Here is a 14,392-nt window from a genome sequence, read left to right on the forward strand (position 1 = left end):
TGCCGTGGACAGAACGGAACTCGTCCGGGTGCTGCGCGCCGAGCAGGTCCCGGACGCTTTGTACGACATCCCTGGTGTGCGGGACATCGAAGTCCAGCCGGACGCCTACTACTTCCTGCGGCCCGCGCCGGACGGCGGCTGGGTGACCGGGCTGTGGGAGCGCTCGGTGGACAAGGACGTGACCCGCTTCGCCTCCGAGGACGAGGCGTGCCAGGACCTGCTGACCAAGCTGCGGGCCCGGCCGCGTCCGCCCGGAGCGGGGACGGAGACGGTCGAGGAGCTGCTGGCGCAGGGCGAGGAGCTGCGGCGCCAGGCGCGTGAGGAGGTGGAGCGGGCCCTGCGGGAGCATCCGCCCGATACGGAGACCTGACGGAAAGGCGGGAGCCGGGCGCCCCACGGTGAAGGAGAGGGGCGACCGGCTCCCAGTCTGTCGGACGAGGGCCTAGAAGGCGGCCTCGTCCAGCTCCATCAGCTCCTGGGTGACGGACTCGGCCAGCGCGCGCTGCACCGAGACGCCCGGCAGGACCTCATGGGCGAAGAACTTCGCCGCGGCGATCTTGCCCTCGTAGAACGGTACGTCCTTGGCGGCGGCCCCGCCCAGCTTCTCGGTGGCCACGGCCGCGCCGCGCAGCAGCAGGTAGCCGAGCACCACATCGCCGGAGGCGAGCAGCAGCCGGGTGGCGTTGAGGCCGACCTTGTAGATGGAGGAAACGTCCTTCTCGGTGGCCGAGAGGTCGGTGAGCATGGCGCCCACGATGCCCTCCAGGTCGACCGCGGCCTGGGCGAGGCGGTCGCGGGCCGGGGCCAGCTCCTCGCCGCCCGCGGCCTCCGCCAGGAACTTCTTGATCTCCTCGGAGAGGACGGTCAGCGCCTGGCCCTGGTCCCGGACGATCTTCCGGAAGAAGAAGTCCTGGCCCTGGATGGCGGTGGTGCCCTCGTAGAGGGTGTCGATCTTGGCGTCCCGGATGTACTGCTCCAGCGGGTACTCCTGGAGGTAGCCGGAGCCGCCGATGGTCTGGAGCGACTGGGCCAGCTGCTCGTACGCCTTCTCCGAGCCGTAGCCCTTGACGATCGGCAGCAGCAGGTCGTTGAGGCGGTTGGCGGCCGAGGTGTCCTCGCCCGCGGCCTCCTGGACCATGATCTCGTCCTGCACCGAGGCGGTGTAGAGGACGAGCGCGCGCAGGCCCTCCGCGTACGCCTTCTGCGTCATGAGCGAGCGGCGCACGTCCGGGTGGTGGGTGATGGTGACGCGCGGGGCGGTCTTGTCGGTGAAGGCCGCCAGGTCCGGGCCCTGGACCCGCTCCTTGGCGTACTCCAGCGCGTTGAGGTACCCGGTGGACAGAGTGGCCATGGCCTTCGTGCCGACCATCATCCGGGCGAACTCGATGATCTTGAACATCTGGCGGATGCCGTCGTGCTTCTCGCCCAGCAGCCAGCCCTTGGCCGGGTGGTCGGCGCCGAAGGTCAGCTCGCAGGTGTTGGAGACGCGCAGACCCATCTTGTGCTCGACGTTGGTCGCGTAGACGCCGTTGCGTGTCCCCAGCTCGCCGCTGTCCCAGTCGAAGTCGTACTTGGGGACGATGAACAGCGACAGCCCCTTGGTGCCGGGGCCCGCGCCCTCGGGGCGGGCCAGCACGAAGTGGATGATGTTGTCGGAGACGTCGTGCTCACCGGAGGTGATGAACCGCTTCACGCCCTCGATGTGCCAGGTGCCGTCCTCCTGCTGGACCGCCTTGGCACGGCCCGCGCCCACGTCCGAGCCCGCGTCGGGCTCGGTCAGCACCATGGTGGAACCCCACTGCTTGTCCACCATCAGCTGCGCGATCTTCAGCTGCTCCTCGGTGCCCTCGTCGTGCAGCACCCCGGCGAAGGACGGCCCCGAGGCGTACATCCAGATCGGGGTGTTCGCACCGAGGATGCCCTCGGCCGAGGCCCACAGCAGCGAGCGCGGGCAGGAGGTGCCGCCGAGGGACTCCGGGACCCCGAGCCGCCACCATTCGGCGTCCATGTACGCCTGGTAGCTCTTCTTGAACGACTCGGGCAGCGGCGCCGTGTGGGTCTTCGGGTCGAAGACCGGCGGGTTGCGGTCCGCGTCGGCGTAGGAGGCGGCCAGCTCGTTCTCGGAGAGCCGGCCCATCTCGGCGAGCACGCTCTTGGCGGTCTCGACGTCCATCTCCGCGAACGGGCCGGTGCCGTACAGCTTGTCGCGGCCGAGCACCTCGAAGAGGTTGAACTCGATGTCGCGGAGATTCGACTTGTAGTGCCCCATGGCGACGGCTCCGTAAGGCTCGGGAGAGGCGGGACCTCTTCGTGGCGCGGTATCGATCAGCAGTCCGGCGCAGTCAATCCGGTTCCGCCATGATGCTACCCGTGGGTAATAAAGGGCAACCCTCAACCGGGTAACTGTGACTCAGTACGCTTCGGTCCATGTACGGCTACGACCAGAACGCGAGCGCAGGGCAGGGTTACGCCGCCCCGCCACCTCCGCCGCAACAGCAGCCGCATTCGTCACACCACTCACAGCCGGGACCCGGCTACGGTGGGCAGCCGCTGTACCCCGAGCCCTCGCCGCCGTCCCTCGCGGACGCGGTGCGCGCCTTCACCACGGGCTCCATGGCGGCAGAGGACTTCCAGCAGATCTTCGCGGCCTCCAAGGTCTACTGCCCACGCGGGGACAACCCCGGTTTCCTCGCGCTGCACAACACCCAGCAGCCGGTGATCCCGATGTTCACCTCGCTCAAGGAGCTGCGGCGGTACGCGGGGAAGGAGTCCAAGTACTTCGTGATCACCGGCGCCGAGGTGATCGACCTGCTGCCGACCGGCTACGGCTTCGTCCTCGACATGGAGGGTGAGCACCGCATGGTCTTCGACGCGAAGGCGGTGGAGCAGATGGTCGACTTCGCGATGCGGCGCATGTATGGCTAGACGCCATCGCTTCGCGGATGGCTGAGGTCTGCGTCACGCCCCTCGTGTCCCACTAGAGCCGGAATAGGGCCCCTCTTGCGGGTCGTTCAGCCTTCAATTAAGTTGAATGATGAACGACCGAGGAGGCCGTCATGCCCGCAGTGACCGTAGAAAACCCCCTGACCCTGCCCCGGGTCGCAGCCCCCACCGAGGCGCGCACCCGCCCGGCGCTCGGTGTCTCCACCGCGCCCAGCGGCTTCGAGGGCGAGGGATTCCCGGTGCGGCGCGCCTTCGCCGGGATCGACTACCAGCACCTCGACCCGTTCATCATGATGGACCAGATGGGCGAGGTGGAGTACGCGCCGGGCGAGCCCAAGGGCACCCCCTGGCACCCCCACCGCGGCTTCGAGACCGTGACGTACCTCATCGACGGCACCTTCGTGCACCAGGACTCGCACGGCGGCGGCGGCACGATCAACGACGGCGACACCCAGTGGATGACCGCGGGCTCCGGGCTGCTCCACATCGAGGCCCCGCCGGAGTCCCTGGTCATGTCCGGCGGCCTCTTCCACGGGCTCCAGCTGTGGGTGAACCTGCCGAGCAAGGACAAGATGATGCCGCCGCGCTACCAGGACATCGGCGGCGCCAAGGTCAAGCTGCTCACCTCCGCCGACGGCGGCGCGCTGCTGCGGCTGATAGCGGGCGACATCGACGGCCACCAGGGCCCTGGCATCACCCACACCCCGATCACCATGCTGCACGTCTCGCTGAACCCCGGCGCCGAGCTGACCCTGCCGTGGCGCGCCGACTTCAACGCCCTCGCCTACGGGCTTGCCGGGCGCGGCACCGCGGGCGCGGAGCAGCGGCCGTTCCGCACCGGGCAGACGGTGGTCTTCGGTGACGGCGACGCGCTGACGATACGGGCGGACGCGGCGCAGGAGTCCCGCAGCCCCAACTTCGAGGTGGTGCTGCTCGGCGGGCAGCCGATCCGCGAGCCGATGATGCACTACGGCCCGTTCGTGATGAACACCCACACCGAACTGGCCCAGGCCTTCGACGACTTCCGCGCCGGAAAGCTCGGCACGGTACCGGCTGACGCCGGATAACCGGGACCCGCACCGGTCCGTTGGCGGGGCGCCCCGGACCCGGCCGCGCCCGGGCGACCCTCGGCCGACGTGGCCGGGGCCCGTGCCGGTGGGGCAGGAGTCCGGGCTAGGGCTCCGGTGCGCGCTCGTGGAGTTCGTACCAGATGCACTTGCCGTCGCCGCGCGGGTCGACCCCCCAGGCGTCGGCCAGCATCTCTATCAGCATCAAGCCGCGCCCCGACGAAGCGAGTTCGCCGGGGCGGCGGCGGTGCGGCAGCTCGTCGCTGCCGTCCGCGACGTCGAGCCGCAGCCGCCGGGAGCCGCGCCGTCCGCTGACCTCGGCGACCAGCAGGGCGTCCCCGTCGGTGTGCACCAGGACGTTGGTGACCATCTCGGAGAGCAGCAGCACCGCCGACTCGACCTGGTCGGGGTCGGTCCAGTCGTGCAGCATGTCGCGCAGCTGGCGGCGGGCGCCCGCTATGCGCTCCGGCTCGGCCTGCGCGAGCGTGATCGCGGTACGGCGCACCGGCGCCGAACCGGGTCCGACCAGGCACACCTCCGCGTCCCTGCGGATCAGCAGCAGCGCTATGTCGTCCTCGCGGCGGTCGGCGAGCGGGCCGGTGGTGTGGTGCGAGGGCGGCCCGTGGACGGCCTGTACCAGGGCCTCGGCGAGCGCTTCCAGATCGTGCGGGCCGTCGGTCGCGGTGGCCGGGTGCTCGAAGACCGACCGGATCCTGGTCCAGCCGGTCTCCAGGTCGTGGCCGCCGGTCTCGATCAGCCCGTCGGTGCACATCAGCAGCGTCTCGCCGGGCTCCAGCACCACCCGGGTCGTGGGGTAGTCGCCCTCCGGGTCGACGCCCAGCGGCAGCCCGCCCGCGGTGGGGCGGAGCATCATCGTGCCGTCGGCGAGCCGGACCGCCGGGTCCGGATGGCCCGCGCGGGCGATGTCCAGGGTGCCCGCGACCGGGTCCACCTCCATGTACAGGCAGGTCGCGAACCGCGGATCGTGTCCCCCGTCCCCGCCGGGGTCCGTGAGCCCGCACAGGAAGCGGGAGGCGCGGGCGAGCACCGCGTCCGGGTGGTGGCCCTCGGACGCGTACGCCCGGACCGCGATCCGCAGCTGCCCCATGATCCCGGCGGCCCGGACGTCATGCCCCTGCACGTCGCCGATCACCAGGGCGGTGCGCCCCGAGGGCAGCGCGATCACGTCGTACCAGTCGCCGCCGACCTGGAGCCCGCCGCCGGTCGGCACATAGCGGGCGGCCACCGTGAGCCCCGGGATGTCGGGCGTGGCGGCGGGCAGCATCGAGCGCTGGAGGCCGTCCGACAGCTCGCGCTCGGTCTCCTGGAGGGCGGCCCGGGACAGCGCCTGGGCCAGCATCCGCGCGATCGTGGTGAGCACCGAGCGCTCGTCGGGCGAGAACGCGACCGGATGCGCGAAACCGGCCATCCACGCGCCGATGGTGCGGCCCGCGACGATCAGCGGCAGAAAGGCCCAGGAGCGGCGCTTGCGGGACCGGATGCGGCCCCAGGCGGCCGGGAACCGGCCGCGGTACTCCTCAGGAGAGGGCAGGTAGACCGCCCGGCCGGTGCGGACCACCTCGGCCGCCGGATGGTCGGTGGCCACCGGCAGGGCGGCGGAGGGGTGCTCGGCATCCACCCGGTGGCCGTGGTGGCCGATGAGCGAGATCCGGTCACCCTTGACGCCGAAGACCGCGAGCCCGTCCGGCGAGAAGCCCGGCATCGAAAGGCCCGCGGCCACCCGCAGCACCTCGGCGGTGGACATCGCCTCGGCCAGCGCCCGCCCCGCGTCCAGCAGGAACGCCTCGCGGTTGCGCCGCCAGTCCCCGGTGACCGGCGTGCCGCCCGCGGTGGTGCCGGGCAGCGGCTCGGGGACCTCCTGGAGCGTGCCGAGCAGCAGCTGGCCGTCCCCGCCGTCGGGGCGGGCGACCGGCCGCGACCGGGTGCGCACGGTCCGCAGTACCGTGCCCTTCTCGTCCACGATGCGCATCCGGGCCTCGGCGAGGGTGCCCTCGGCCGCGGCCAGCGCCACAATGGACTGGATCTCCAGCCAGTCCGCCGGGTGGAAACAGGCCCGGGCGGCGGCCTCGGGGAGGGTGACCGCCTCGGCGGGCAGCCCCACCAGGCGGGCCGCTTCGGCGTCGTACGAGACGGCGCCCGAGACGCTGTCCCACCGCCACAGGCCGGTCGCTATGGCGGCCAGCAGGTCCTCGGTGCGCATTGCGCTACCTTATGGGCATTTTCCTCGCGCTTACCAGTGAGGCTGACGGCGCCGGTAGGCTTGGCCGGAAGCTTCACGAGGGTACGCAACACTCCCGACCAGACGACTTGGATGAATGATGCATCGGTACCGGTCCCACACCTGTGGCGAGCTCCGCGCCGCTGACGTCGACACCGACGTACGGCTCTCCGGCTGGCTGCACAATCGACGGAACCTGGGCGGCATCCTCTTCATCGATCTGCGCGACCACTACGGGCTGGTCCAGCTCGTCGTCCGGCCCGACACCGCGGCCAACGAGAAGCTCAGCTCGATCTCCAAGGAGAGCGTCGTCCGCGTCGACGGCCGGGTGATCGCCCGCGGCGCCGACAACGTCAACCCCGAGCTGCCGACCGGCGAGATCGAGGTCGAGGTCACGGGCGTCGAGGTGCTCGGCGCCGCCGACGCGCTGCCGTTCACCGTCTACCCCGAGGACGGGGTCAACGAGGAGCGGCGCCTGGAGCACCGCTTCCTGGACCTGCGCCGGGAGCGGATGCACCGCAACATCATGCTGCGCTCCGCCGTGATCTCCGCGATCCGGCAGAAGATGACCGCGCAGGGCTTCAACGAGATGGCGACCCCGATCCTGTCCGCCACTTCGCCCGAGGGCGCGCGCGACTTCCTGGTCCCGTCCCGGCTGCACGCGGGCAAGTTCTACGCGCTGCCGCAGGCCCCGCAGCAGTTCAAGCAGCTGCTGATGATCGCGGGCTTCGACCGCTACTTCCAGATCGCGCCCTGCTTCCGCGACGAGGACGCCCGCGCCGACCGCTCGCCGGGCGAGTTCTACCAGCTCGACGTCGAGATGAGCTTCGTCGAGCAGGAGGACGTCTTCGGGGTCATCGAGAAGGTGATGACCGAGCTGTTCGAGGAGTTCGGCAACGGCCGCCACGTCACCTCGCCGTTCCCGCGGATCCCGTTCCGCGAGGCGATGCTGAAGTACGGCTCCGACAAGCCGGACCTGCGGGCCCAGCTCGAACTGGTCGACGTCAGCCATGTTTTCGCGGGCTCCGGCTTCAAGGCGTTCGCCGACAAGCACGTGCGCGCGCTGGCCGTGCCGGACACCGCCGAGCAGCCGCGGAAGTTCTTCGACCAGCTGGGCGAGTTCGCGGTCGAGCAGGGCGCCAAGGGGCTGGCCTGGGTCCGGATCGGCGAGGACGGGAAGCTCACCGGGCCGATCGCCAAGTTCCTTAACCAGGAGGACGTCGAGAAGCTGGTCGCCGAGGTCGAGGGCAAGCCCGGCACGTCGGTCTTCTTCGGCGCGGGCGACTTCGACGAGGTCTCCAAGATCATGGGCGCGGTGCGGGTCGAGGCCGCCAAGCGGACCGGCCACTTCGAGGAGAACGTCTTCCGCTTCTGCTGGATCGTGGACTTCCCCATGTTCGAGCGGAACGAGGACACCGGCGAGATCGAGTTCTCCCACAACCCGTTCTCCATGCCGCAGGGCGGCCTGGACGCGCTGGAGAACCAGGACCCGCTGTCCATTCTGGCGTGGCAGTACGACATCGTCTGCAACGGCACCGAGCTGTCCTCCGGCGCCATCCGGAACCACGAGCCTGACGTGATGTTCAAGGCGTTCGAGATCGCCGGGTACTCCCGCGAGGACGTCGAGCGGGAATTCGGCGGCATGCTGCGGGCGTTCCACTTCGGGGCGCCGCCGCACGGTGGCATCGCCCCCGGCGTCGACCGCATCGTGATGCTGCTCGCCGACGAGCCGAACATCCGCGAGACCATCGCCTTCCCGCTCAACGGCAACGCCCAGGACCTGCTGATGGGCGCGCCCAGCGAGGTCGACGAGGCCCGGCTGCGCGAGCTGCACCTGTCGGTGCGCAAGCCGCAGATCAAGCAGGCCGAGAAGGCTGAGAAGGCTGAGAAGCCGGTTGAGGGGAACAACGCCGAGTAGCGGCGCGGCAGAGAGAGGAGTCCGTGCCCGGTGCGATCCGAGGGGCGGAGGACACAGTGAGGGTACGGATTCCGGCCGCGGCCGCGGCACTGCTCATCGCGGTGCTCGCGGGCTGCGCGGGACCCGGGGACGGGTCCCGCAAGCAGGCCACGGACAGCAAGGGCACCGCGGACGCCAAGGGCTCCGCTGGCCGTTCCGGCGCGGGCGCGCCCACGGGCACGCAGAGCCCCGCCGGGCGGCCCGCCCCCGCCGAGCGGCCGGGCGACCTGCCAGGGCTCGGGCCGCGCACCCGCGCCGAGGTGCCGAGGGACGCCGAGCAGGTCGTGGTCGTCACCGGCAGCGGCCGTGACGCGTCCCGGTCCAGCGTCGTGCTGTACGAGCGGTCGGCGGCGGGCGGGAAGTCCGGCGGGGCCGGTGACCGGGAGGGCGACGGCGACGGCGACACCGCCTGGCGGGCCGGTCCCTCCTGGAAGGCGCACAACGCCGCCCGCGGCTGGACCGACCACCACATCCAGGGCGATCTGCGCTCCCCGATCGGCGTCTTCGGCCTGTCCGACGGGGGCGGCAAGCTGCCCGATCCGGGCACCCGGCTCACCTACGACCACGCCGTCCAGGGCTTCACCATCTCCGGCACCGGTGCCGAGGGCGAGCCGCTGGCCGGGGCGTTCGACTACGTCGTGGCGATCAACTACAACCGGAAGGCCGGGACCTCCCCGCGCGACTGGACCCGGCCGCTGGGTGAGAACCGGGGCGGCGGCATCTGGTTCCACGTCGACCACGACGGGCCCACCCAGGGCTGCGTCAGCCTTTCCAAGGCGCATATGCGCAAGCTGCTGCGGACCCTCGACCCGGCCCGCCACCCGGTCGTGGTGATGGGGCCCCAGGACTCCCTGGCCCGCTGACACTCCCCGGCCCGTTGATTGGCGCCCGTTGAGACTGGCGCATAGACGCCGTTCGCACAGGCATTCACAGCGAGCACCCATGTGCTTGCCAGGTTGCGGTCCTAGCGTCCCCTGCCATGACCGAACCCCAGAAGAACACCCCCGTCCCCGCACGGGACATGACGAGGCGTCGGGTCGTCGTGGCGGGCGGCGCCGCGGTCGCGGCAGCCGGTTTGGGCACCGTCGCCGCCACCTCCGCCTCGGCCTCCGCCGACGGCTCCTCCGCCGCGTCCCCCTCGGCGTCGGCCTCCTCCCCGTCCCAGGAGGTCTGCTACCGGCTCACCTCGGAGACCACCGAGGGTCCGTACTACATCGACGCCGACAAGATCAGAAAGAACATCACGGAGGGCAAGGAGGGCATCCCGATGACCCTCCGGCTCAAACTCATCGACTCCGAGACCTGCAAGCCGCTGGCGAAGGCCGCCGTCGACATCTGGCACTGCGACGCGCTCGGGCTGTACTCCGGCTATGAGGACTCCAGCAGCGGCGGCGGCACCCCGCCCACCGGTGCCCCGCCGACCGGAACGCCCACGGGTACGCCCACCGGAGGGCCGCCCGGTGGCGGGGGCGGCCACCAGGACCCGACCGACGACAAGCGGTACCTGCGCGGCACCCAGCTCACCGACCGGCACGGCTTCGTGGAGTTCACCACCGTCTTCCCCGGCTGGTACCGGGGCCGGTGCGTGCACATCCACACCAAGGTGCACGTGGGCGGCAAGATGACCGACTCCGGTTACGAGGGCGGCCACGCCTGCCACACCGGCCAGCTCTTCTTCGCCGAGGAGGCCGTCCTCGCCTCCGCCGAGGTCGCGCCGTACAGCACCAGCACCACCCCGCGCACCACCCTGGACGAGGACGGCATCTACCCGGGCAACGGGGCCGAGGGCGGTCTGCTGCGGCTCCAGTACCGCAAGGGGAAGATCGCCAAGGGGGTCGTCGGCTCGCTGACCCTCGGGGTCGACCCCGACGCGACGAACGACGGCACCGGGATGTGACAGCGGCCCCCGGGGAGCTCGTGGGGGGCTCTCCGGGGGCTCCGCGTTCCCGCGCTGATGACCCCCTGCTCAGCGCGGGAACAGATCGGTCAGCCGCCGGTCCACGCCGCACGGCTCGCCCCGCTCCGCGCGGGCGGCCCGGTGCACCGCGCGCAGCAGCCGCCGGGGCGTGGTCCGGTGCTGCCACAGCACCGCCCGTACGCCGTACTCCATCACCGTCAGCAGCTCCGCCTCGCGCAGTTCGCCCGCGACCAGGACCACCCGCTGCCGCCCGCCCCGCACCAGCCGGCGCAGCTCGGCCCCGGCGCGGGCGTCGAGGCGTTCGGCGAGCATGACGGCCACCGTGCCGGTCCGGCGCGTCAGCTCGACGCTGGGCTGCTGATCCAGATGACGGACGACCCCGGCCCGCGCGAGCGGATCGGGGCCGTGGACCGACACCGTGACACGTGGGTCCGGCACTGGCTTCCTCGACTTCCCCGTGGATGGTGCTCACAGGGTCATCGAGCGGGCTAAACGTACGGTTGCCGAACGCTCGACGCGGCCGCTGTCGCTTCCGGTTACTTGGCCTTGGGCTCGGTGGGCTCTTGGGGCGCCACCGGCTCCTCCGTACCGCCGAAGCGCTCCCGGTAGGACTCCAGGTCATCCTCGGTGATCTTCGCGAAGAGCACCGGCGGCACCGTGAAGCCCGTGCCCGCCGGGACCGAGGCCAGCGCCCTGGCCTCTTCCTGGCCGACCCACTGCGCGGTGTCCCCCTCCAGCGCGAACGCCGACCGCATGGCCGCCGCCGACGCCGGGATGAACGGCTCCGAGACGATCGAGTAGAGGTGGATCAGGTTCATCGCCGTGCGGAGCGTGAGCGCCGCCGCCTCCTGGTCGGCCTTGATCTCCAGCCAGGGGGCCTTCTCCTCCAGGTAGGAGTTGCCCGCGCTCCACAGGGCGCGCAGCGCCGCCGCGGCCTTGCGGAACTGGAGCGCGTCCATGTGCTCCTCGTACTCCGCCAGCAGCCGCGCGATCTCCTCGCCGAGGCGCTCCTCGGCCTCCCCCGCGGCCTTGCCCGCCGGGACCTCGTCGCCGAACCGCTTGCGGGAGAACGACAGCACCCGGTTGACGAAGTTGCCGAGGGTGTCCGCCAGGTCCTTGTTGACCGTCGCGGTGAAGTGCTCCCAGGTGAAGGAGGTGTCGTCGGACTCCGGCGCGTTCGCCATCAGGAAGTAGCGCCAGTAGTCGGCGGGCAGCACCTCCAGCGCGGCGTCCGTGAACACCCCGCGCTTCTGCGACGTGGAGAACTTGCCGCCGTAGTACGTCAGCCAGTTGAACGCCTTGACGAAGTCGACCTTCTTCCAGACGTCCCGGGTGCCGAGCAGGGTGGCCGGGAACATCACCGTGTGGAACGGGACGTTGTCCTTCGCCATGAACTCGGTGTAGCGGACGGTGGTGTCCACGTCGTACCACCACGACTTCCAGTCGCGGTTCTCCGGGTCCCGGTCCGCCCACTCCTTCGTCGCGCCGATGTACTCGATCGGGGCGTCGAACCACACGTAGAAGACCTTGCCCTCGGCCGCCAGCTCCGGCCAGGTGTCCGCCGGGACCGGAACGCCCCAGTCCAGGTCGCGGGTGATCGCGCGGTCCTGGAGCCCCTCGGTCAGCCACTTGCGGGCGATCGACGACGCGAGCGTCGGCCACTGCTTGCCGTGCTCCTCGACCCAGGCGCCGACCTCATCGGCCAGCTTCGACTGGAGCAGGAACAGGTGCTTGGTCTCCCGGACCTCCAGATCGCTGCTGCCGCTGATCGCGGAGCGGGCGTCGATCAGATCGGTCGGGTCCAGCACCCGGGTGCAGTTCTCGCACTGGTCGCCGCGGGCCCGGTCGTAACCGCAGTGCGGGCAGGTGCCCTCGATGTAGCGGTCGGGGAGGAAACGGCCGTCGGTGTTGGAGTACACCTGCCGGATCGAGCGCTCCTCGATGAAGCCGTGCCGCTTCAGCTCGCGCGCGATCGTCTGGGTGATCTCGACGTTCTGCGGGGAGGAGCTGCGGCCGAAGTAGTCGAAGGCCAGGCCGAAGCCGTCGTAGATCGCCTTCTGCGCGTCGTGCTGCTGCGCGCAGAACGCGTCCACCGGCAGCCCTGCCTCCTTGGCGGCCAGCTCGGCCGGGGTGCCGTGCTCGTCCGTGGCGCAGATGTACAGCACGTCGTGCCCGCGCTGGCGCATGTAGCGCGCATAGACGTCGGCCGGGAGCATGGACCCCACCATGTTGCCCAGGTGCTTGATCCCGTTGATGTACGGAAGGGCGCTGGTGATGAGGTGTCGAGCCATTGCAGGCTGCTCCCAAGTCGATACGGTGGGTGACTTCCGGCCCGCCGCTCGGGCGGTTGGGGCCGCCCATATCGTATCCGAGCGGCGAGGGCCACCCGCGCGGCGTTTCGCGTCGCGGATGGCCCTCGCTGTGCGTTTGTGCCCTCTTGTGCCCTTAGGAGAGGACTCCCGCGCCCCGAGCGCCCTCGAGCCACGCCGGGAACGCCTTCAGCAGCTCCTCGTACACCTCCGCGTCGGAGAGCGACCGGGGGTCGAGACCGGCGTGGAAGAACGCCGCGTTGTCGAGCGCCCGCTTCTCCGGCACGGCCAGCGCCGGGGAGGTGCCGAGCTTGCGGAGGAAGTCGAACCCCTTCGCCTCCGGATCGCCGAACCCGACGAACTGCCAGAACAGCGGCAGCCCCGCCGCCTCGCACAGCGCCTTCTCCGCCGCCACCTTCCCGGTGGGGGCGCCGTCCGTCTGGAACACGACCAGTGCGGGGTCGGTGGTGCCGGACGCCTTGTAGTGCTCGATCACCGCTTCGATCGCCCGGTGGTAGTTCGTCCGCCCCATGTGCCCGAGCGAGGCGTGCAGCTCCTCGACCCGCCCCTCGTAGTCGCTCAGGCCGATCTCGGCGGTGCCGTCGATGTCGGTCGAGAAGAACACGATGGGCAGGGTGCCGCTGTCGTTGACGCTCGCGGAGAGGGCGAGCGTCTGCTCGGCGAAGTGCTGGACGGTGCCGTCCTTGTAGTAGTTCCGCATCGAGCCGGAGCGGTCGAGGACGAGGTAGACGGCGGCACGCGTCCCGCCGAGCCCGTACCCCGCGAGCGCGCTTGCCGCGGCCGTCCCCATCCCGGTAAGCCCACCGAGCCCCGCGGCAGCGGCTACCGGCTCCGCCGTCGCAGGGGCCTCGTCCTTGGCGACGGCCGTTGCCTCGGCCTGCGCGGGCTCGTCCTTGGCGGCTGCGGCCGCCACCGGCTCGGCGTCCGCCGTGGGGGTCGGCTCGTCCGCGGCGGCGGGCGTTGCCTCGGCCTGCTCGGGCTGGGCGTCGTCCGCGGCGGGCTCGTCGCTGGGCTCGGCCTTCGCCGCGGGGGCGGGCTCCTCCGTGGCGGCCCCGGCCGTCTCCGGCGCAGGTGCGTCCTCGGCGGTCGGCTCCGGCGCGACGTCCGTCGTGACGTCCGCCGGGGTGGCGGTCTCGTCCTTGACGTTCGCGGCCGCCACCGGCTCGGCGTCCGCCGTGGGGGCGGGCTCGACGGTCGGCTCGTCCGCAGGGGCGGGCGTCTCGGCCTGTGCGGGCTGGGCGTCGTCCGCGGCGGGTTCGTCGCTGGGCTCGGCCTTCGCCGCGGGGGCGGGCTCCTGCGTGGCGGCCCCGGCCGTCTCCGGCTCGGGTGCGGCCTCGGCGGCTGTCTCGGCCGCCAGGGTGGCCGCCTCGTCGCCCGTCGGGGCGTCGGTCGGCTCCGGCCCGACGTCTGTCGTGACGTCGGCCGGGGTGGCGGGCCTGTCGTCGGCGGTCGCGGCCGTCTCCGGCTCGGCGTCCGCCGTGGGGGTGGCCGTTGGCTCGGCCTTTGCGGGCTGGGCGTCTTCCGCGGCGGGCTCGTCCTTGGCGGTGCCCTCTGCCGTCGGGGCGGGCTCCTCCTCGGTGGCCGCGGTTGCCGCCGGCTCGGGTGCGGGCTCCGGGGCGACGTCTGTCGTGACGTCGGCCGGGGTGGCGGTCGCGTCGCCTACGGGCGTGGCCACCTCCGGCTCGGCCTTGGCATCGGTCTCCGGGGCGGTCTCGGCAACTGCCTTGGCCTGGGCGTCGGCCGACGGCTCGGCGGGGGAGCCCAGGATCTCGTCCAGGGTCTTCAGGGGCTCGCCCAGCGCCGGGTCGTGGCGGGTCTCTTCAGCGGCCGGGGCCGGAGCCGGGTCGGGGGTCCGGTCGGCCTCGGGGGCCGACTCGGCCGGGGTGGGGTCGGGGGCCGGGACAACTGCCGCCTCCGGCGCAGCGGAATCGTCCACCC

Annotated in this window: 11 protein-coding genes; 6 read left to right on the top strand and 5 right to left on the bottom strand. The window is 71.6% G+C overall.

What is annotated here, in order from left to right; all coding sequences use genetic code 11:
- Positions 1–4 precede the first annotated feature (4 nt).
- Positions 5–370, top strand: coding sequence for a hypothetical protein (locus ACH4TL_RS15990; protein WP_398314441.1), 366 nt, complete (start codon positions 5–7; stop codon positions 368–370).
- 72 nt (positions 371–442) lie between these two features.
- Here the strand turns inward: ACH4TL_RS15990 and ACH4TL_RS15995 are convergent, their stop codons facing one another.
- On the bottom strand, positions 443–2,269 hold the full coding sequence (locus ACH4TL_RS15995; RefSeq protein ID WP_398314443.1) for an acyl-CoA dehydrogenase: 1,827 nt from the start codon (positions 2,267–2,269) through the stop codon (positions 443–445).
- Between the two features lie 158 nt (positions 2,270–2,427).
- Between ACH4TL_RS15995 and ACH4TL_RS16000 the strand changes: the two genes are divergently transcribed.
- Positions 2,428–2,925 (top strand): SseB family protein, encoded by a 498-nt coding sequence (locus ACH4TL_RS16000; protein WP_398295836.1) that lies wholly within the window; start codon positions 2,428–2,430, stop codon positions 2,923–2,925.
- A 131-nt stretch (positions 2,926–3,056) separates the two neighbouring features.
- Positions 3,057–4,010 carry a pirin family protein gene (locus ACH4TL_RS16005; protein ID WP_398314445.1) on the top strand — a complete coding sequence of 318 codons (954 nt, stop codon included), beginning with the start codon at positions 3,057–3,059 and terminating at the stop codon, positions 4,008–4,010.
- Between the two features lie 106 nt (positions 4,011–4,116).
- On the opposite strand, the gene ACH4TL_RS16010 is transcribed toward ACH4TL_RS16005, so the two are convergent.
- Positions 4,117–6,231, bottom strand: a complete 2,115-nt coding sequence (locus tag ACH4TL_RS16010) for a SpoIIE family protein phosphatase (RefSeq protein ID WP_398314447.1) — start codon at positions 6,229–6,231, stop codon at positions 4,117–4,119.
- 118 nt (positions 6,232–6,349) lie between these two features.
- Between ACH4TL_RS16010 and aspS the strand changes: the two genes are divergently transcribed.
- The 3 genes from aspS to ACH4TL_RS16025 all read left to right on the top strand — a co-directional run bounded on the left by aspS (position 6,350) and on the right by ACH4TL_RS16025 (position 10,103).
- Entirely contained in the window at positions 6,350–8,167 is a 1,818-nt protein-coding gene (gene aspS / locus ACH4TL_RS16015) for an aspartate--tRNA ligase (RefSeq protein ID WP_398314912.1), read from the top strand.
- Positions 8,168–8,223: 56 nt separating this feature from the next.
- Positions 8,224–9,069: a L,D-transpeptidase family protein gene (locus ACH4TL_RS16020; protein WP_398314449.1), complete on the top strand. Its 846-nt coding sequence runs from the start codon at positions 8,224–8,226 to the stop codon at positions 9,067–9,069.
- Positions 9,070–9,185: 116 nt separating this feature from the next.
- The gene (locus ACH4TL_RS16025) at positions 9,186–10,103 is read left to right on the top strand and encodes an intradiol ring-cleavage dioxygenase (protein ID WP_398314451.1); all 918 of its coding nucleotides are present in this window, start codon (positions 9,186–9,188) and stop codon (positions 10,101–10,103) included.
- Between the two features lie 69 nt (positions 10,104–10,172).
- On the opposite strand, the gene ACH4TL_RS16030 is transcribed toward ACH4TL_RS16025, so the two are convergent.
- From ACH4TL_RS16030 to ACH4TL_RS16040, 3 genes are all read right to left on the bottom strand, one after another.
- Positions 10,173–10,562 carry a DNA-binding response regulator gene (locus ACH4TL_RS16030; protein WP_398314453.1) on the bottom strand — a complete coding sequence of 130 codons (390 nt, stop codon included), beginning with the start codon at positions 10,560–10,562 and terminating at the stop codon, positions 10,173–10,175.
- Positions 10,563–10,660: 98 nt separating this feature from the next.
- Positions 10,661–12,415: a methionine--tRNA ligase gene (gene metG, locus ACH4TL_RS16035; protein ID WP_398314455.1), complete on the bottom strand. Its 1,755-nt coding sequence runs from the start codon at positions 12,413–12,415 to the stop codon at positions 10,661–10,663.
- Positions 12,416–12,569: 154 nt separating this feature from the next.
- Positions 12,570–14,390: a VWA domain-containing protein gene (locus tag ACH4TL_RS16040; protein ID WP_398314457.1), complete on the bottom strand. Its 1,821-nt coding sequence runs from the start codon at positions 14,388–14,390 to the stop codon at positions 12,570–12,572.
- Between the last annotated feature and the right edge of the window lie 2 nt (positions 14,391–14,392).

Source organism: Streptomyces sp. NPDC021115 (assembly GCF_044333065.1).
In the GTDB taxonomy this organism is placed as follows: Bacteria; Actinomycetota; Actinomycetes; order Streptomycetales; family Streptomycetaceae; genus Streptomyces.